This is a genomic window from Methylobacterium terricola (genome assembly GCF_006151805.1).
GTDB classification, from domain to species: domain Bacteria; phylum Pseudomonadota; class Alphaproteobacteria; order Rhizobiales; family Beijerinckiaceae; genus Methylobacterium; species Methylobacterium terricola.
The window spans coordinates 18,656-36,896 of the sequence record NZ_VDDA01000039.1 but is presented as its reverse complement, the minus strand read 5'-3'; the positions used below and the strand labels follow the sequence as shown (position 1 = coordinate 36,896).

15 protein-coding genes and 1 pseudogene are annotated in these 18,241 nt (G+C 71.9%); 4 read left to right on the top strand and 12 right to left on the bottom strand.

What is annotated here, in order from left to right:
* A pseudogene (locus tag FF100_RS33195) lies at nt 1-190 on the top strand (HlyD family type I secretion periplasmic adaptor subunit); the annotation flags it as partial.
* A 91-nt stretch (nt 191-281) separates the two neighbouring features.
* Here the strand turns inward: FF100_RS33195 and FF100_RS33190 are convergent.
* The 6 genes from FF100_RS33190 to FF100_RS33165 form a co-directional block, all read right to left on the bottom strand.
* The gene (locus FF100_RS33190) at nt 282-1,040 is read right to left on the bottom strand and encodes a TetR/AcrR family transcriptional regulator (protein WP_171070432.1); all 759 of its coding nucleotides are present in this window, start codon (nt 1,038-1,040) and stop codon (nt 282-284) included.
* A gap of 19 nt (nt 1,041-1,059) precedes the next feature.
* Nucleotides 1,060-2,304 carry a four-carbon acid sugar kinase family protein gene (locus FF100_RS33185; protein ID WP_246102661.1) on the bottom strand — a complete coding sequence of 415 codons (1,245 nt, stop codon included), beginning with the start codon at nt 2,302-2,304 and terminating at the stop codon, nt 1,060-1,062.
* 337 nt (nt 2,305-2,641) lie between these two features.
* A complete protein-coding gene (locus FF100_RS33180) occupies nt 2,642-3,685 on the bottom strand; it encodes an extracellular solute-binding protein (RefSeq protein ID WP_246102660.1) in 1,044 nt (347 codons plus the stop codon).
* Nucleotides 3,686-3,809: 124 nt separating this feature from the next.
* Nucleotides 3,810-4,610 (bottom strand): ABC transporter permease, encoded by an 801-nt coding sequence (locus FF100_RS33175; RefSeq protein WP_139040289.1) that lies wholly within the window; start codon nt 4,608-4,610, stop codon nt 3,810-3,812.
* Nucleotides 4,607-5,437, bottom strand: coding sequence for an ABC transporter permease (locus FF100_RS33170; RefSeq protein ID WP_171070433.1), 831 nt, complete (start codon nt 5,435-5,437; stop codon nt 4,607-4,609). The genes FF100_RS33175 and FF100_RS33170 overlap by 4 nt, the downstream gene beginning before the upstream one ends.
* A gap of 119 nt (nt 5,438-5,556) precedes the next feature.
* Nucleotides 5,557-6,672, bottom strand: a complete 1,116-nt coding sequence (locus FF100_RS33165; RefSeq protein WP_139040287.1) for an ABC transporter ATP-binding protein — start codon at nt 6,670-6,672, stop codon at nt 5,557-5,559.
* A gap of 535 nt (nt 6,673-7,207) precedes the next feature.
* On the opposite strand from FF100_RS33165, the gene FF100_RS33160 reads away from it, so the two are divergent.
* The 3 genes from FF100_RS33160 to FF100_RS33150 are packed head-to-tail and all read left to right on the top strand — an operon-like array spanning nt 7,208 to nt 12,001.
* Entirely contained in the window at nt 7,208-8,455 is a 1,248-nt protein-coding gene (locus FF100_RS33160; RefSeq protein ID WP_139040286.1) for an aminotransferase class III-fold pyridoxal phosphate-dependent enzyme, read from the top strand.
* 38 nt (nt 8,456-8,493) lie between these two features.
* Entirely contained in the window at nt 8,494-10,167 is a 1,674-nt protein-coding gene (locus FF100_RS33155; RefSeq protein WP_139040285.1) for a N,N-dimethylformamidase beta subunit family domain-containing protein, read from the top strand.
* Nucleotides 10,168-10,207: 40 nt separating this feature from the next.
* Nucleotides 10,208-12,001: an NAD(P)/FAD-dependent oxidoreductase gene (locus tag FF100_RS33150; RefSeq protein ID WP_139040284.1), complete on the top strand. Its 1,794-nt coding sequence runs from the start codon at nt 10,208-10,210 to the stop codon at nt 11,999-12,001.
* Between the two features lie 111 nt (nt 12,002-12,112).
* On the opposite strand, the gene FF100_RS33145 is transcribed toward FF100_RS33150, so the two are convergent.
* Genes FF100_RS33145 through FF100_RS33120 form a run of 6 tightly spaced genes read right to left on the bottom strand, consistent with a single transcriptional unit; the run spans nt 12,113 to nt 18,098 of the window.
* The gene (locus tag FF100_RS33145) at nt 12,113-12,904 is read right to left on the bottom strand and encodes an ATP-binding cassette domain-containing protein (protein WP_139040283.1); all 792 of its coding nucleotides are present in this window, start codon (nt 12,902-12,904) and stop codon (nt 12,113-12,115) included.
* The gene (locus tag FF100_RS33140) at nt 12,888-13,874 is read right to left on the bottom strand and encodes an ABC transporter ATP-binding protein (RefSeq protein ID WP_139040282.1); all 987 of its coding nucleotides are present in this window, start codon (nt 13,872-13,874) and stop codon (nt 12,888-12,890) included. Before FF100_RS33140 ends, FF100_RS33145 begins: the two co-directional genes overlap by 17 nt.
* Before the next feature lie 13 nt (nt 13,875-13,887).
* Nucleotides 13,888-14,814, bottom strand: coding sequence for an ABC transporter permease (locus tag FF100_RS33135; RefSeq protein ID WP_139040281.1), 927 nt, complete (start codon nt 14,812-14,814; stop codon nt 13,888-13,890).
* Complete coding sequence (locus FF100_RS33130; protein WP_139040280.1) at nt 14,814-15,821, bottom strand: ABC transporter permease; 1,008 nt, start codon at nt 15,819-15,821, stop codon at nt 14,814-14,816. Before FF100_RS33130 ends, FF100_RS33135 begins: the two co-directional genes overlap by 1 nt.
* 15 nt (nt 15,822-15,836) lie before the next feature.
* Complete coding sequence (locus FF100_RS33125; RefSeq protein WP_246102658.1) at nt 15,837-17,417, bottom strand: ABC transporter substrate-binding protein; 1,581 nt, start codon at nt 17,415-17,417, stop codon at nt 15,837-15,839.
* A gap of 15 nt (nt 17,418-17,432) precedes the next feature.
* The gene (locus FF100_RS33120; RefSeq protein ID WP_139040278.1) at nt 17,433-18,098 is read right to left on the bottom strand and encodes an AroM family protein; all 666 of its coding nucleotides are present in this window, start codon (nt 18,096-18,098) and stop codon (nt 17,433-17,435) included.
* Nucleotides 18,099-18,241: the final 143 nt, after the last annotated feature.

Below are 18,241 nucleotides of genomic sequence, written 5' to 3'. Positions count from 1 at the left end.
GACCCAGAACCTGATCTTCCCGGTGACGGTGGCCTTGTCGCAGACGTTCATCAAGGCCGACGGCAAGGACGTGGCGCTCACCCCCGGCATGACCGCGACGGTGGAGATCCGGACCGGGCGGCGGCGGGTGATCGACTACCTGCTGTCGCCGGTGCGGGAGACCACCTCGACGGCGGGGCATGAGCGGTGAGGGGCGTGGTCGGTGACGGCGTCGGCCGCGATCCCTCGGCCCTGCGCCGGTCGGCGGGCGCAGGCGGCCCCCGCCACGACGGAGGCCCGCCTCACGAATCGGGCGCCGTCCCTCCCGTCATCCAGAGGGAGACCTCCGACGGCGAAACCTCGATCCGGGCGAGCATCGCCGGATCGAGCGGCCGTCGGGGCAGGAATTCGGGCAGGAGCCGCCGCAGGTAGGCGATCGTCGCCGCGGTCGCCTCCCGGCGATACTCCTCGGTGATGCGGCCGTGGCGGCCGTAGGACAGGGCCCAGACGCCGTCCATCGCCGCGGCCGCGATCTCCAGCGAGGTGACGAAGCCGGGGAGCGGCGGCATCTGGAAATAGGCCTCGAACATCCGGGCACGGCTGAGCGCGATGCGGGCATTGCCGGTGAAGTCGGCGTTGCGCACCGCCACGCTGACGCCGGCGCCGAGGAACAGCCTCAGGGCGGCCGGCCGCCCGTTCTGGAACTCGGCGGCGCGGCGGTGCTTGCGCTCCAGCAGCTCCTGCCAGGTCTGGGGTTCGGGATCGGTGAGCACCTCGACCGAGCGCCGGTAGATCTCCTCGTTGAAGCGCAGGGCCAGGGCCACGAAGGCCGCGTTGCGGTTGGGAAAGAAGTGGTAGACCGAGGGCAGCGGCACGCCGGAGGCGGCGGCGATGTCGGCCAGGCTGATGTCCCCGGCGCTGCGCTCGGCCAGCAGGCCCTCGGTCGCATCCAGGATGAGGGCGGCGCGTGCCTGGCCGCGCCGGCGCATCGGCCGGGTGGCCTGTCCGACCGTCGGTTCCTGTTCCGTCACGGGCTGGTACGCACCCTGGCGCCGGGACATTCCGGCCGGTCCGATTGGGTCATCGATCCCGCATCGACGCAAGCGCATCGTGGAAGATCGTGTCGGCGCCGAGCTTGCCGGGCTTGAGGAGCAGCGACAGCGGCACCGGCGCCTCGGCGCGGCAGAAGCCGCCGCCGAGGGCGCCGTCCGGCAGCGCCCGCACCCGGGCGATCCCGAGGGCGGTCGCGACGGCGCCCGAGGTCTCGCCGCCCGAGACGACGAGGCGGCGCACGCCGCGGGCGACGAGACCGGCGGCGACGGCGCCGAGCACCCGCTCGGCCCGGCGCGCCGCGCCCATCGCGCCGTACCGCGCCTGGGCCTGCGCGACCGCCTCGGCCTCGCCCCGCGTCGCGACGGCAAGGGGCCGCTCGCCGATCCGCCCGGTCGCCCAATCGAGGGCCTCGGCGACCAGCGCCGGCTCGGGCCGGTCGTCGGCGATGTCGAGGATCAGGACCGGATCCTCGGCCGCGAAGGCGGCGGCCTGCGCCCGCGCCACCGGCCCGACGCTGCCGACCAGCACCGCGCCGGGCCCGTCGACGGGGCGCGGGCGCGTCTCCTCGGACCGGGTTCCCCGCAGGAGCGCCAGGGCGACGATGTGGGGATCGCTGCCGATCGTGGCGCGGTCGTCGCGGGCAAGCCGCGCGCCCGTCGCGGCGTCGGCTTCGTCGCTGCAATCCAGCAGCACCATCTCGGCCCCCTCGGCGGCGAGGTCGCTCAGCTCCGCCCGGGCGGCCTCCAGCCCGGCTGCCAGCCAGCGATGCGACAGCGACACCACGCGGGCCCGCGTCTGCCGGCCGAGGCTGCGCACGAGGTCGGGATCACTCATCGGCGTCACCGGGTCGAAGCGCTTGATCGATTCCGTGACCAGCCGCCCGCGATAGAACAGGTAGCCCTGATGCACCGTGGTGCCGAAGCGCGGCAGCCCGGCGCTCAGCAGCAGCGGGCGCTGGCCGTAGCGGAGGGCGAGCAGGTCGGCGACCGGCCCGATATTGCCGGCATCGGTCGAATCGAAGGTGGCGCAGGCCTTGTAGGCGACCTGGGCGCAGCCCGCCGCGTCGAGCCGGTCGGCGAGCCGCGCGACCTCGGCGACCGCCTCCGCCGCCGGCGCGAGGCGGGTGCGCGTCGCATAGACGACGAGGCCGGATCCGGCCCCGTCGGGGGCGCTGCCGTCCAGCAGGACCGGGGCGGCGATCCCGGCGGCCTCGATGGTGCCGGCGACCATCACCGCGCCGGTGAGGTCGTCCGCGATGATCCCGAGCTGCATCATGACGTCCCGTGAGGTAGGAGCCTGCGCGACCGTCTCGACGCCCGCCTCGTCCGTCCGGCGCCGCGGATGGGTCCGGAACGCCGTCCGGGTCGTCCTCGACGACCCGAGCACCCGGATCCGAGGCTCCGCTTGCGCGGTCCCGGACCGCCGCGGTTGGGTGGCGCTCGATCGTGATCCATCGAATCGGCTCCGGCATCCGCCATGGGGCCTGCCTGATCGACCGTGACGGGCTGGATGTCCGCCTCCTCGTTCCCGGCTCGGCTGCGCGGCCCCCGACATTACGGGGCCGGTGGGCGCCGCGCCGACGGCGTCGCCCCGCGGCCGCCCGACGACGCTACTTCGTCAGCCACGCCGTCCAGCGCGCGCGCAAGCGCTCGCGGTTGTCGCCGATCCACTTGAAATCCGGGTCGACGAGGCCGGCATAATTCGCCGGATAGGTCGCGAACAGCTTTTGCTCGTCCTCGGGCAGGCCGGCGAGGCCCTTCGTCGAGGACGTCGCGTAGCCGACCGCGCGCATGAAGGCGGGGTGGCTCTCGGACACTTGGTAGAAGTAGTCGACGAATGCCAGCGCGCCCTTCGGGTTCGGCGCGCCCTTGAGGATCGCGAAGTAGCCGGTGTCGCGCAACGCCCCGTCCCAGGCCATGGCGAAGGGCGCGCCGTCCTTGATCGTGGCGAGCGACCGGCCCGAATAGGACATGGTCATCACCACCTCGCCGTCGCGCATGATCTGCTGGACCTGGTTGCCGGTCTTCCACCACACCGCGACGTGGGGCCGGATCGCATCGAGCTTGGCATAGGCGCGGTCGAGGTCGAGGGGGAACAGCTTGTCCTTCGGCACGCCGTCGGCCAGCAGGGCCACCGCGGGCACCCACCAGTCGCGGTCGCCGGTATCCGGCAGGCCGCGGGGCCCGGGAAAGTCGGTCACGTTCCAGAAATCGGCCCAGCCCTTCGGGGCGCGGCCGCCGAACGCGGTCTTGTTGTAGGTCAGCACCATGCCGCCGGTGGTGCGCGCCACGCCCTTCGGCTGGCAGGCGCCCGGCAGCGCGTAAGCCTTGATGTGGGCGAGCTCGCCGCAGGGGATGTCCATCAGCATGTCGGCGCGGCTGACGAGGTCGGGCCCGGTCGCCGTGACGATGTCGAACTCGACGCGCTTCGTCCGCACCATGCCCTCGGCGCGGGCCCACTGGTCCGGCACCTCGATGTCGAAGGGCACGATCTCGGTCCCGGTCGCCTTGGCGAAGGGCCGGTAGATCAGCTTCTCGAGGGTGTTGCGCATCAGCCCGCCGGTGGTGGCGATCACCACCTCGTCGGCGGCGGCCGGCAGGGCCGTGGCCAGGGTGGCGGCGAGCGCGGCGGCGATGATCCGGTTCGGCCTCACGTGTGATCTCCCGTCGGTGCCGGGCGGGACTGCCCGCGTGCCTCTCGTGCGATTGCCGATCGATCGCGCGGCGATGGCGGAGCCATCGCTGTCGCGATGCGGAAATCGGCTTCGCTCCATCGCATCATTCCCCGGCCGGTGCCGCCTTCGTCCGGCCGAGCCGGCGCAGCAGCGCGGCGCTGACCAGCACGGCGACCGACAGGCCGGTGAGCATGACGGCGATCGCCGGGATGACCGGCGTCAGGTTCTGCTCGATGTCGTCGAACATCATCCGCGGCAGGGTCTTGTCGCGGATGCCGGCGAGGAAGAAGGCCACGACCGGCTCGTCGAACGAGATGATGAAGGCGAACAGCGCTCCCGACACGACGTTGGGCAGGATCAGCGGCAGCGTCACCAGCCGGAAGGCGGCGAAGCGCGAGGCGCCGCAGATCATCGCCGCGTCCTCGAGGCCTGGATCGACGCTCGCCAGCGCCGCCGTCACGGTGAGCACCACGAACGGCATCGCGATGACCGCGTGCGCCAGCACGTAGCCGAGGCGGGTGCCGCCGAGCCCGGTCCGCTGGAAGAACAGGTAGAGCGCCACCGCGAGCGCGATGTGCGGCACGACGATCGGCCCGACGAGGAGCGCCCGGAACGCCGTGCCGATCGCCCCGGCGCCGCGCAGGAGCGCGTAGGACGCCATGGTGCCGACGAGCGTGGCCAGCAGCGCGGTCGCGGCGGCGATCTCCAGGCTGAAGCGCAGGGCCGCCATCCAGCGCCGGTCGTCGAAGAATTCGGCGAACCAGCCCGTGGTGAAGCCCTTCGGCGGGAAGGCGAGGTAGGTCGTCTCGCTGAACGCCATCGGCAGGACGATCAGGATCGGCACCAGCACGAAGGCGAGGATCGCCGCGACCGCGGCGTCGAGGAGCAGCCCGCGCGGCCTCATGCCCGGGCGCCCATCAGGCGGTCGAACCGGAACAGCCGGCCGAAGGCGAGCGTGATGCCGGTGACGAACAGAGTCAGGACGCCGACCAGCGCCGCGGCGAACGGCCAGTCGAGGCTCTCGCGGATCTGCTGCGAGATCAGCGTCGCGATCATCATCTCCTGCGGCGAGCCGAGAAGCGACGGGGTGATGAAGTAGCCGAGGGCCGACAGGAAGACGAGGATGAACCCGCCGGTCACGCCGGGCAGCGCCAGGGGCAGCGTCACCTCGCGGAAGGCCCGGGCCGGCCCCGCGCCGCAGATCGCGGCGGCCCGGGCGAGGTCGGTCGGGATGTTGCGCAGCGCGCCGTAGATCGGCAGGACCATGAACGGCATCAGCACGTGGGTCATCGCCACCACCACCGCCCCTTGGGTGTAGAGGAGCTTGACCGGGGCATCGGTGACGCCGAGCCCGGTAAGGAGGCCGTTCACCAGGCCGTTGCGCTGGAGCAGCACCGCCCAGGCGGCGGTGCGCACCAGCACCGAGGACCAGAACGGCAGCAGGATGCAGGCGGTGATCAGCGCGAGCTTCGGCCCCTTGGACCGGGCCATCAGGGCGGCGACCGGGAAGGCCAGGATCAGGGACAGCAGGCTGACGAGGAGCGCGATGCGCAACGTCCGCAGCAGCACCGTGGCGTAGACCGGGTTCTCGAACACCCGGGCGTAGTTGGCCAGCCCCGGCTGCGGCTCGGTGAGCGAGATCGCGATCAGGCTCATCAGCGGGTAGAGGAAGGCGAAGACCAGCAGCGAGAAGAACGGCAGCATCAGGCCGACGATCGCCGGCTTCGACATCCGACGCCCGCGGGCCCGGAAGAAGCCGGTGGTGACGACATCGTTCGCCGCGGGGCCGGGCGTCACGGGACCGGCTCGTGCGGCGCTGGCTGCTCGTGCGGCGCTGGCTCGTGCGGCGCTCATGGCGCCTCCGCCGGATAGAGCAGGGCCGCACCGGGCGGGACGACGAGCCCGACGCGGTCGCCGGGGGCGAGCGGCGGCAAGGCGGCGCTCGGCGCGCGCGCCCGGACCTGCGCGCCGTCGTCGAGCGTCGCGATGACGAGGGTGCCGGCCCCGCCATAGACCACGTCGGTGACGGTGGCCGGCAGGGCGTCCGGCCGGTCGGGGGCGGCGACGCCGATCCGCTCCGGCCGCACCGCGAGGATCGCCGGGCCGGGCGGCACGGCCGAGACCGCCGCCTCCGCCTCCAGGGCCAGCGCCCGGCCGGCGACATGCGCCGCGCGGCCGTCCCAGGTCGTGGGAATCCTGTTCATGTCGCCGATGAAGCCGGCCGCGAACAGGTTGGCGGGCCGCTCGTAGAGCGTGCGGGCCGGGGCGATCTGCTGCACGCGCCCGGCCCGCAGGATCGCGACCCGGTCGGCCATGGTCAGCGCCTCGCCCTGGTCGTGGGTGACGAACACGATGGTGATGCCGAGCTCGGAATGCAGCCGCTTGATCTCGATCTGCATCTCCTCGCGCAGGTTCTTGTCGAGGGCCGAGAGCGGCTCGTCCATCAGGAGCACGCGGGGCCGGTAGACGATGGCGCGGGCGAGCGCCACGCGCTGCTGCTGCCCCCCTGAGAGCTGGCGCGGCATGCGCGCCCCGAACCCGGAGAGCCGCACCACCTCCAGGGCCGCCTCGGCCCGGGCCCGCCGCTCGGCCCGGCCGATGCCGCGCATCTTGAGCGGGAAGGCGACGTTGTCGGCGACGCTCAGATGCGGGAACAGCGTGTAGTTCTGGAACACCATGCCGATGTTGCGCCGGTGCGGCGGCAGGTGCGTGCAATCCTCGCCCCCGATCAGGATGCGTCCGGCATCCGGCAGGTCGAAGCCGGCGAGGCTCATCAGCACGGTCGACTTGCCCGAGCCGGAGGGGCCGAGGAGCGCGATGAACTCGCCCGCCGCGATCTCCAGCGAGACGTCGTCGACGGCGACCACCGCTCCGAAGCGGCGGGTCAGGCCGCGCACGCTGATCGCCGCGCCGGTCGTCGCCGCGGTCACGCTCGGCCCTCCCGCGATGGCCCCGATGGCGAGCATGCCGCTTCCTCTCGGCTGAGGCGATGCGTCATTGAAACCGAGTTTAGCCGAATTTCAAAGCACGAATTTCGGCGCGCGACGCCCGTCCTGTAGGCAGCAATGGCCATGCTGGACCGGGGTGTGCGGTCGACGTCGCAACTCGCACCGCCGACTATCGCGCGTATTCCGCGTCCGTGCCGCGCAGCCAGACCTCCGGGACATCCCCCGGTGCATGACCAGGCGGACAGCACCCCGACCTATCCTTGATCACCGGTGATTCTCGTTTCCTCGCGCCGGCGCGCGGCGCCGGAATGACGCGGATGATCTACGGCGCTTCGCGCGGACCGGAGGGAAATTCGGTGACCGGGCCGACGATGTCGCGTCCGGTCGCCGGCCTCCGATCCCTGCACCCGCGACCCCTGATCCGCGCGTTAGTCAAATTTTCCATCATCTTCTCGGGCCGTTTCGCTTGACATCGCCGGGCATCGGCGGATGCTCGGCCGGTCCGATGGCGGCCGTGGAATGCGGCGGCGCCGAGCGCGAAGGATCCTGTCCGATGCCGAGCGTGGTCGAGGGACCTGAGGCGATGGGCGATGCGGGCCTGCGGGCCCGCGCCGCCCGGGTGATCCCCGGCGGGATGTGGGGGCACCAGCGCGCGGCGGCGGTGCCGCGGGGCTACCCGCAATTCTTCGTCGGCGGCGACGGCGCCTTCGTGCAGGACGCGGATGGACGGCGCTACATCGACTTCATGTGCGCCTGGGGGCCGATCATCCTCGGCCACCGCCATCCGGCGGTCTCGGAGGCGGTGCGGCGCGAGATGGAGCGCGGCGACTGCCTCGACGGCCCGACCCCCCATGCCGTGGAACTGGCCGAGACCCTGGTGGCGATGATCCCGCACGCCGACTGGGCGATGTTCCAGAAGAACGGCTCGGACGCGATGACCACCTGCGTGACGCTGGCCCGCGCCGGGACCGGGCGCCGCAAGGTGCTGGTCGCCCGCGGCGCCTATCACGGCGCGGTGCCCTGGTGCTCGCCGTCGCTCCTCGGCGTCACCGCGGAGGACCGCGTCCACCTCATCCATTACCGCTACAACGACGTCGCGAGCCTGGAGGAGGCGGTGGCGCAGGCCGGCGACGACCTCGCGGCGATCCTCGTCTCGGCCTTCCGGCACGATATCGGCCAGCCGCAGGAACTGCCGGCCTACGCCTTCGCGGCGGCGGCGCGGGCGGCCTGCGACCGGACCGGGGCGGCGCTCGTCGTCGACGACGTGCGGGCGGGGTTCCGGCTCGATCTCGGCGGCAGCTGGGAGCGGGTGGGCGTGCGGCCCGACCTTGCGGGCTATTCCAAGGCGATCGCCAACGGCCAGCCGCTCGCCGCGATCACGGGCACCGAGCGGTTTCGCGACGCCGCCTCCAGGGTCTTCGTCACCGGCTCGTTCTGGTATGCCGGCGCGCCGATGGCGGCGGCCGTCGCGACGCTCACCGAACTCATGCGCGTCGATGCCCCCCGGGTGCTGGAGGCCGCCGGCCTGCGCTTCCGCGACGGGCTGACCGAGCAGGCGGCCCGCCACGGCTTTCCCCTCGACGTCACCGGCCCGCCGGCGATGCCCGTGATGCTGTTTCGCGACGATCCCGAGGCGGCCCTCGGCGAGGCCTTCTGCCTGGAGGCGCTGCATCGCGGCGTCTACCTCCATCACCGCCACAACATGTTCCTGTCGCTCGCCCATACCCCGGAGGTGATCGACGCCGCCTTGGAGGCGACGGAGGGCGCCTTCCGGGCCCTCGCCCGGTCGCGGACCGCCTGAGCGCCGACGCCGCCGCGCCCCCGAACCGGAGCCAGACCATGACAAAGCCGCCCTTCGCCCATCCGGAGAACGGGTCCCACGCGGTCAAGCCCTGGGCGGTGCGCAAGGGCTACGCCGACGAGCACTTCCTGTCGGATTACCGCTTCCAGTTCCCGCGCGAGGATCCCGACCTCGCCGAGGTCTTCGTCTGCACCAACCGGATGTCGTTCGATCCCGGCGAGACGGTCGAGTTCTACGGCTCGACCACCGCCGAGACCTGGTCGATCCAGATCTACCGCGACGGTTTCAGGCCCGAGATGGTGCACGAGGCCTTCGACCTGCCCGGCAGCTTCACCAGGACCTCCGAGACCGCCTACCGGGACGGCGTCGACTGGCCGGTGGTCCATGCCTGGACGATCCCCGACGGCGCCCGGTCCGGCCTCTACCGCGTGGTCTCGACCTGCCGGCGCAAGGACGGCGAGCGCTTCGTCCAGCACCATTTCGTGGTGGTGCGGCCGACGAAGGCGACGCGGTCCGGGCGCATCCTCCTGATGCTCGCGACCGGCACCTGGACCGCCTACAACGACTGGGGCGGCGCCAACCACTATTTCGGCACCTGGGGCCCGAACCGGAACGAGGGCTCGCCGATCCTGAGCCTGAAGCGGCCCTGGACCCGCGGCATGCTCTGGCTGCCCAAGGGTGCGGCCCGCATCACCGTCTCGCCGCTGCCGGACATGAACGACGTCACCCGCTACCCCTCGAAGGAATGGGGCTATTCCGGCGGCTGGGGCCAGTACTACGCCGCCGCCGGCTGGGCCCAGTTCGATCGCCACTTCGCCGTCTGGGCCGAGAGCGAGGGATACGCCTTCGACATCGTCACCCAGACCGACCTGCATTACCGGCCCGAGATCCTCGACGACTATTCCTGCCTCGTGACCTGCGGCCACGACGAGTACTGGTCGTGGGAGATGCGCAAGAGCGTGGAGGGCTTCGTCGAGCGGGGCGGGGGCTTCGCCCGCTTCGGCGGCAACTTCCTGTGGCAGATCCGGCTCGAGGAGGAGGGCGCCCGGCAGGTCTGCTGGAAATTCAAGGCGCCGGCCATGGACCCGGTGCGCGACGATCCCGCGCGACAGCACCTGCTGACGGCGTCGTGGGAGAGCGGGGGCGTCGCCTGGCCCGGCGCCTCGACGGTCGGCGTCAACGGCTGCCACGGCATGTATGGCAGCTGGGGCGGGTTCGCGCCCCGCGGCTCGCGCGGCTTCACGGTCTACCGGCCGGAGCACTGGGCCTTCGCCGGGACCGACCTGCGCTACGCCGACGTGTTCGGGGCCGAGGCCGGCATCTTCGGCTACGAGGTCGACGGGCTCGACTACACCTTCCGCCAGGGCCTGCCCTATCCGGTGCCGGCGCCCGGCGTGCCCGAGGGCATCGAGATCCTGGCGATGAGCCCGGCGGTGCTGTTCGAGTACGAGCACGAGGGCGAGGGCACGCGCTACTACGTGCGCGACGGCGACCTCAACGGCCTCGCCGAACTCGCGGCCGACGCGTATCCGGTCGCGCGGCGCAAGTTCCAGTACGGGTCGGGCATGCTGGTGGGCATGCCGCGCGGCAAGGGCGAGGTACTGACCGCCGGCTCCTGCGAGTGGATCATGGGCCTCACCCGCCGCGACCCGTTCACGCAAGCCGTCACCCGCAACGCCCTCGACCGGTTCTCGGGCAAGGCGGAGGCTTGAGCCGATGGCGCAAGATACTCCAAAATTTCAAGACGCTCCGATGCATCACGTCACCGACCCGGACGACACCGACCCGGACGCCCTCGCGCGAGCCTGGCTCGACCGTTTCGCGAAAGTCCTGTCCTCGGGCGATGCCTCCGCCGTCGAGGCCCTGTTCGCCCCTGAATGCTGGTGGCGCGACTTCGTCGCCTTCACCTGGACCATCGCCACGGCCGAGGGCCGGCCGGCGATCCGCGACCGGGCGGCGGCGACCGCGTCTGCGACGCGCGCCTCCGGCTTCGCCCTCGACCGCCCGGCGGTCGCGAATGGCGGGACGGTGGAGGCGTGGTTCCGCTTCGAGACCGCGCTCGGGCGCGGCATCGGCCAGGTCCGGCTGGTCGACGGCCTCGCCCGCACGCTGTTCACGACCTTGCGCGAGCTGAAGGGCTTCGAGGAGAGGAGCGGGCCGACCCGCGAGGCCGGCACGGAGCACGGCGCGATCCGCAACCGCCGGACCTGGGCCGACAGGCGCGCCGACGACGCGCGCCTCGGCCTCGACCGCCAGCCCTATTGTTTGATCGTCGGCGGCGGCCAGGGCGGGCTCGGGCTCGCCGCCCGGCTCAAGCGCCTCGGCGTGCCGACGCTCGTGATCGACAGCTCAGCGCGGCCGGGCGATGCCTGGCGGCGGCGCTACCGCTCGCTCTGCCTGCACGATCCGGTCTGGTACGACCACATGCCGTACCTGCCGTTCCCCGAGCATTGGCCGGTCTATACGCCCAAGGACAAGATGGGCGACTGGCTCGAAGCCTACGCGTCGATCATGGAACTCGACCTCTGGAGTTCGACCACCTGCCGGTCGGCCAGCTATGACGAGGCGGGCGGCGACTGGACGGTCACGGTCGAGCGCGGTGGCGAAACCCTGACGCTGCGCCCCCGGCACCTCGTCCTCGCCACCGGCCTGTCGGGCGTGCCGAACGAGCCGGACTATCCGGGGGCGGAGCGCTTCCGCGGCGTCCACCACCATTCGAGCCGCCACCCGGGCGGCGCGGCCTATGCGGGGAAACGCTGCGTCGTGGTGGGGGCGAACAACTCCGCCCACGACATCGCCGCCGACCTGTGGGAGCACGGCGCCGCGGTCACGATGGTGCAGCGCTCGCCCACCCTGGTGGTGCGCGCCGAGAGCCTGCAGCGCCACGGCCGCCCGCTCTATTCCGAGGAGGCGGTCGCCGCCGGGATCGACGCCGACCGGGCGGACCTCATCGCCGCCTCCACCCCCTACGCGCTGCTGCCCGGCCTGCTGGAGCCCGTGATGCGGCGCATCCGCCAGGACGATGCCGACTTCTACGCCGCCCTGGAGAAGGCCGGCTTCCTCCTGACCTTCGGCGAGGACGAGACCGGCATCGGCCTGATGTATCCGCGCCGGGCGTCGGGCTACTACATCGATGTCGGCGCCTCCGGGCTCATCGCCTCGGGGGAGATCCGGCTCGCGAGCGGCCGGGGCGTGAGTCACCTGACCGAGGAGGCCGTGGTGCTCGACGACGGGACGGTGCTGCCGGCCGACCTCGTCGTGTCCGCCACCGGCTACGGCCCGATGACCGACTGGGCGGCGCGGCTGATCTCGCCGGAGGTGGCCGCCCGGGTCGGCCCGTGCTGGGGCCTCGGCTCGGGGACGGCGCGGGATCCCGGCCCCTGGCACGGCGAGCTGCGCAACATGTGGACGCCGACCGCGCAAGCAGGGCTCTGGTTCCACGGCGGCAACCTGCAGCAGTCGCGCCACTTCTCGCGCTACCTCGCCCTCCAGCTGAAGGCCCGCTACGAGGGCCTGCCGATCGCGGGCCGGGATGGCCCGGCGTGAGACGCGCCCCGGATGATCGCGTCCGGAGCGCGTTTGACGAGCCCGCGCGCGGCGCCCGAGCGACGCCGGAATCCGCATTGCGAAGCGATCGATCGGAGGTCGTATGAGCCGTCACGGCCGCGGCAGGCGCGGCACGCTGTCGAGGAGGGTGCGGGTATAGGCCTCCGCCGGAGCGGCGAAGAGGGCGGCGACCGGGCCCTGCTCGACGACCCGCCCCTCTCTCATCACCATCACGCGGTCGCAGAGATACCGCACGACGGCGAGGTTGTGGGAGATGAACAGGTAGGTGAGCGAAAGCTCGCGCCGCAATTCGCCGAGGACGTCGAGGATCTGGGCCTGCACCGACACGTCGAGGGCCGAGGTCGGCTCGTCGAGGACGAGGAAGCGCGGCTCCAGCGCCAGGGCGCGGGCGATGCAGACGCGCTGCTTCTGGCCGCCCGACAGCTCGTGCGGGTAGCGGTGCCGGAAGGCGCGCGGCAGGCTGACCTGGTCGAGCAGCCGGTCGACCCGGGCGTCGAGGGCCGCGCCGCGGGCGACGCCTTGGACCCGTAACGGCTCGGCCACCGCCTCGCCGACCGTGCGCCGGCCGTTGAGGGCGGAATGCGGGTTCTGGAACACGATCTGCATGTCGCGGCGCAGGCGGCGCATCGCCTCGCCGTCGAGCGCGGTGATGTCCCGGCCGTCGAAGGCGATCCGGCCGGCGCTCGGCTCGGTCAGGCGCAGGACGAGGCGGGCCAGCGTCGACTTGCCGGAGCCGGATTCGCCGACGACGCCCAGCACCTCGCCGGCCGCGAGCGAGAGATCGACGCCGTCGACCGCCCGCACCGCGCGCCCGCCGGCGTGGAAGACCTTGACGAGGCCGGTGGCGCTCAGAAGCGGGATCGGTTCAGGCGAGGTCGGCATGGTGGCACGCGACGCGGTGGGCGGGATCGGCACCGCGCATCGCCGGCCGCTCGGCGGCGCACAATGCCGTGGCGCGGGGGCAGCGCGGATGGAAGCGGCAGCCCGGCGGCGGATCGATCAGGCTCGGGATCGTGCCGGGCACGCCGGAGAGCCGCCGGATCGCGCCGTCGATCTCCGGCAGGGCGGCGAGCAGGCCCTGCGTGTAGGGGTGGAGCGGACGCGCCAGCACCCGGGCGGTCGGGCCCTCCTCGACGACGTTGCCGGCATACATGACGGCGACGCGCCCGGTCAGCGCGGCGATCGCCCCGACATCGTGGCTGATCATCACGACCGTCAGGCCCAAGGTCTCGACGAGGTCGCGCAGGAGGCGCAGCACCTGCGCCTGCACCGTCACGTCGAGGGCGGTCGTCGGCTCGTCGGCGATCAGCAGGCGCGGTTTCCCCGAGAGGGCGAGCGCGATCAGCACCCGCTGGCGCATGCCGCCCGAGAGCTGGTGCGGATAGTAATCGAGCACCCGCTCCGGCTCGCGCAGGCCGACCTGATCGAGCAGGGTCGCGGCCCGAACCCGGCGGGCGGCCCGGCCCGGACGGGCTTGGCCCTCGGCCCTGGCATGGGCGGCGATCGCGTCGCCGAGCTGCCGGCCGATCGTGAACAGCGGGTTGAGGTAGGTCATCGGGTCCTGGAAGATCATCGCGATCTTCACGCCCCGGATGCCCCGCCAGTCGCGCGCGCTCAGATCCGCGACGTCGCGCCCCTCGAACAGGATGCGCCCCTGCTTGCGCTCCGCCCGGTCGGGGCCGATCCCCAGGATGGTGCGGGCGAGCACGGTCTTGCCGCAGCCGGATTCACCGACGATGCCGAGTGTCTCGCCCTCCTCGAGCGCGAGGTCGATGCCGTTCAGCACCCGCGCCGGCCCGTCGAAGGTCGGGATCGCCAGATGGTAATCCTCGATCGCGAGCAGCGCGCTCATCGTCCGGCACTCCTCATCGTCCGGCGCTCTTGGGATCGAGGATGTCGCGCAGGCCGTCGCCGAGCAGGTTGAAGCCGAGCACGGTGAGGAAGATCGCGAGGCCGGGACAGGCCGAGTACCACCACCAGTCGGGCATGTAGGAGCGGGCGACCGAGATCATCGCGCCCCATTCCGGGTCCGGCGGCTTGGCGCCGAGCCCGATGAAGCCGAGGCTCGCCGCCGCCAGCACCGCGAGGCCCATATCCATCGACAGCTTGACGATGATCGGCGACAGGCAGTTCGGCAGGATGTGGTGCCACAGGATCCAGGGCGTGCGGGCGCCCGCCGCCCGGCTCGCCTCGACGAAGAGTTCCTCCTTCACCGACAGGGTCTTGGCCGCGACGAGGCGGACGTAGCCCGGCCACCAGACGAGAGCGAGCGCCGCGATGCAGTTGGCGATGCCCGGCCCCAAGGCCGCCACGATCGCGAGCGCGAGCGCCAGGCCCGGCACGGCGAGGAACAGGTCGGTGAGCCGCATGATCGCGCCGCGCAGGAGGCGGCTGCGCGTGTAGCCGGCGACGATGCCGAGCGGCACGCCGATCCCGGCCCCCACCCCGGTGATGATGAGCCCGATCCAGAGCGAGATGCGGGTGCCGACGATGACCCGGGACAGGAGGTCGGCGCCCATCTCGTCGGTGCCGAAGGGATGGGCGAGCGAGGGCGGCAGCAGCCGCTGCGACAGCTTCACCGCGCCGGCGGTGTCGCCCGGATAGGGGGCGAGCCAGGGGCCGAAGGCGGCCAGCACCAGGAACAGCACGACGAGCGCCAGCCCCAGCATCGACGAGAACGAGCGGCGGAAGAGATGCGCGTAGAGCCGCCACTGCCGGATCGTGCTGGCGTGGCGCACCCGGAACGAGGGCGGCGCCTCCGCCAAAGCCGGGGCGAGGTCGGGCGGCGCCATCACGCCGCCCTCAGGCGCGGGTCGATCCACGCATAGGCGAGGTCGATGAGCATGTTGACGGTCATGAAGCACAGGCCGATCGCCAGCGTCACCCCGACGACCGGCTTGAAGTCCGAGGCCAGCGCCGAGGACACCGCGTAGAGCCCGATGCCGGGCCAGTCGAACACCGTCTCGACCAGCACGGTCGAGCCGAGCATCCAGCCGAAGCGCAGGCCGATCATCGCCAGCGTCGGCAGGAGCGCGTTGCGGAGCGCATAGACCGCCACGATGCGGAACGGCGCGAGGCCGTGGGCGCGGGCAGCCACGACGTGGTCGGCCTGCAGGGCCTCGATCATCTCGGCCCGGTTCACCCGCAGGATCGCGGCAAGGCACGGGAACGACAGGACGATCGCCGGCAGGAGGATGTGGAGAAACGCCTCGCGGAAGGTCTCGAACTGCCCGCGCAGCAGCGAATCGACCAGGATCAGGCCGGTGATCGGGGCCGGCGGCACCTCGGAGAGCGGCAGCCGGCCGGAGACCGGCAGCCATTCGAGATGCACCGCGAAATACAGCTGGAGCAGGATGCCGAACCAGAAGGCCGGCAGCGCGACGCCGGAGATCGACAGGATCCGGGTGAGGTGGTCGAGGGCGCCGTCGCGCTTCAGGGCCGACAGGATGCCGAGCGGCAGCCCGAGCCCGACGCCGATCGCCATCGCGACGAGCACCAGTTCGAACGTCGCCGGGAAATAGCGCCCGATCTCGGACAGGACGGGCCGGGTGGTGACGATCGATTGGCCGAGATCGCCCGTCGCGAGGTCGCGCAGGTAGAGACCGAGCTGCACCGGCAGCGGCCTGTCGAGGCCGTATTCCCGGCGGATGGTCTCGACCATGTCGGCGGTCGCCTCGGGGCCGGCGACGAGCCGGGCGGGATCGCCCGGCGCCACGTTGGTGATGAGGAACGTCAGCACGGCGAGGCCGAGCATCGTGCCGGCGACGGTCAGGACCTTGCCGAGGGCGAAGCGCAGCACGGCCGTTCCCCTCGGCTACTTGGCGTCGATCCAGAGCGGGTAGAGGTCGACCTCGCCGGTGAACCGCACCGGGCTGAACGTGAAGCCCTTCAGGACGTCGCGGCGGGCCCAGCGGCGGTTCTGCACCATGCCGAACACCTCCGGCTGGTCGGCGACGATCCGCGTCTGGATCTCGGCGTAGAGCGGGGCGCGCTTGTCCCAGTCGGTGGTCGAGCGCGCCTCGTCGATCAGCCGGGCGACCTCGGGATTGTCGTAGAACGACATCGCGAAGTACTGGCCCCAGGATTTCGGGTGGTACTGGTAGGCGACGGCGTCGGGATCGGTCGAGATCGGCGTCACGAAGACCGAGGTCAGGTTGGGCGAGGTCTCGGCCTTCGACCCCTTGGCCACCATGGTCGGCCATTGCTCGGGCCGCAGGTCGACCTTGATGTTGAGCGCCGCGAGATTGTCGAGGAGCAGGAGGCCGATCCGGCGCGCCTCCTCGAGCCCGGCGATGTGATAATACTCGAGCGTGACGCCGTTCGGGTAGGCCGACTTCGCGAGGAACTCCTTGGCCTTGGCGAGGTCGCGCCGCGGCATGCCCGGCACGTCGATCTGGCCCTTCATGCCGGCGGGAAACACGCTCGTCTGGAGCTTCGCCGCGCCGTTGTAGATCTGGACCAGGCCGTCGTAATCGAGGGCGTAGGCGATCGCCTTGCGCAGGTTGGGATCGGCGGTCGGCCCGACCTTGGTGTTCATCTTGATGCCGAAGGTCGTCATGCCGGCATGGTCCTCGATCGCCACGCCCTTCTGGCGCGCGACCTGGACGTAGTCGTCGGGGGTCAGGCCCTCGACGATGTCGGATTCGCCGCGCATGAGCGAGGCCTTCTGGGCCGCCGGCTCGCGGACGATCCGGTAGATCACCCCGGCCGGCCGGTGCGCCTCGCCCTGCGGCCAGCCCCGCCAGTAATCGGGGACCGCCGCGAGCTCGTGGAGCACGTTCGGCTCCCAGCGCTTGATCGTGAACGGGCCGGAGCCGGCCTCGTGGTCGGTCAGCCATTTCTGGCCGTCGTCGCCGTCGACGGCGTGCGCCTCGACCTGCTTGGGGTCGACGACGTACCACCACGGCAGGAACGACAGGAACGCCGCGTAGGGCTTCCTGAGGGTGAACCGCACCGTCCGCGCATCGACCGCCTCGATGCCCTCCGGCGCGAGGAAGTCCTTCAGCATCCAGGCGACGCCCTTGTTGAGCTTGAGGCCCCGCACGAAGGAGTAGCGCACGGCCTCGGCGTCGACCGGGTCGCCGGTGTGGAACTTCGCCGTGCCGGTGAGGTGGAAGGTCCAGGTCAGCCCGTCGGGGCTGGTCTCCCACCTTTCGGCGAGCCAGGGCTTCACCTCGGCCGGGTTGCCCTCGTACTTGACGAGGGCGTCGTAGACCGCCTGCTGCAGCATGCGGGTCGACCAGTCGTAGCGCACGTGCGGATCGAGCACCGGCACCTGCTGGCGCCCGCCGAACACGATCACCTTGCGGTCGCCGACGCGCTCGAAGGCGTGAGCCGGGAGGGCGGCGCCCGCCAGCAGAGCCGCCGCGAGCAATCCGAAGCCGAGTGTGCGCATCGGGCCAAAGATCCTTCAGAGAAGCTGGCGGACGGCGCCGGCGACGATCCGGCGCGACAGGAGCACGGGCGCCGCGACGGCGGCGCGGACCTCGCGGCGCATCGCCTCGGTGTAGCCCATGCAGTGCATGACGATCAGGTCGCGGTCGGCGAGCGCGGCGGCGCGCTCGGCCATGGCATCGCCGGCATAGGGCGAGGCCGCCACCACTGTCGGCGCGCCGGCAAAGACGTGCCGGGCCGGGAACTCCGCGACCTGGCGGGCGAGCGGCACCATCACCCCGAGCCTGGGGCAGGAGGCCGCCAGCGCCTCGACGGTCGCATCGACGATGCGCTGGGATTCGATCAGCAGCGTGTTTGCCAGCGGCGCGACCTGCGTCCCCGTGCACAGGAGCACGATCGCGTCGTGGCCGTGACGGTCGATCTCGCTGAGCAGGCCGGACAGGCGCTCCTCGATTCCAGCCTTCGACAAGACCGCCTCGCGCCCGTCGCGCAGGCGGCTGGCGAACGAGGCCTCGCCGTCCGTCGGATGCAGGGCGGCGATGTCGGCGTCGGAGGCGTCGTCGAGCACGCCGTATTCCCGCGCCTCGACGGCAGACCCGATCTCGGCCAGCATCTCCGGCACCATGTCGATTCGCGGCGACTGCCCGATCGTCACGAAAGCGAGCCGGTATGTGCGTCCCATCCGATCCCCCGCCCGCGCCCCGTCGATCGGTGAAGGCTAGTCCCGTGCCGGACCGGGCCGCTATAGGGGAGGGCCCTTAGTGGAGGCGTGGTGACGATGTGGGCGGTTGCCTGTGGAGTAGGCAGACGGGGGTGATCCAGGGG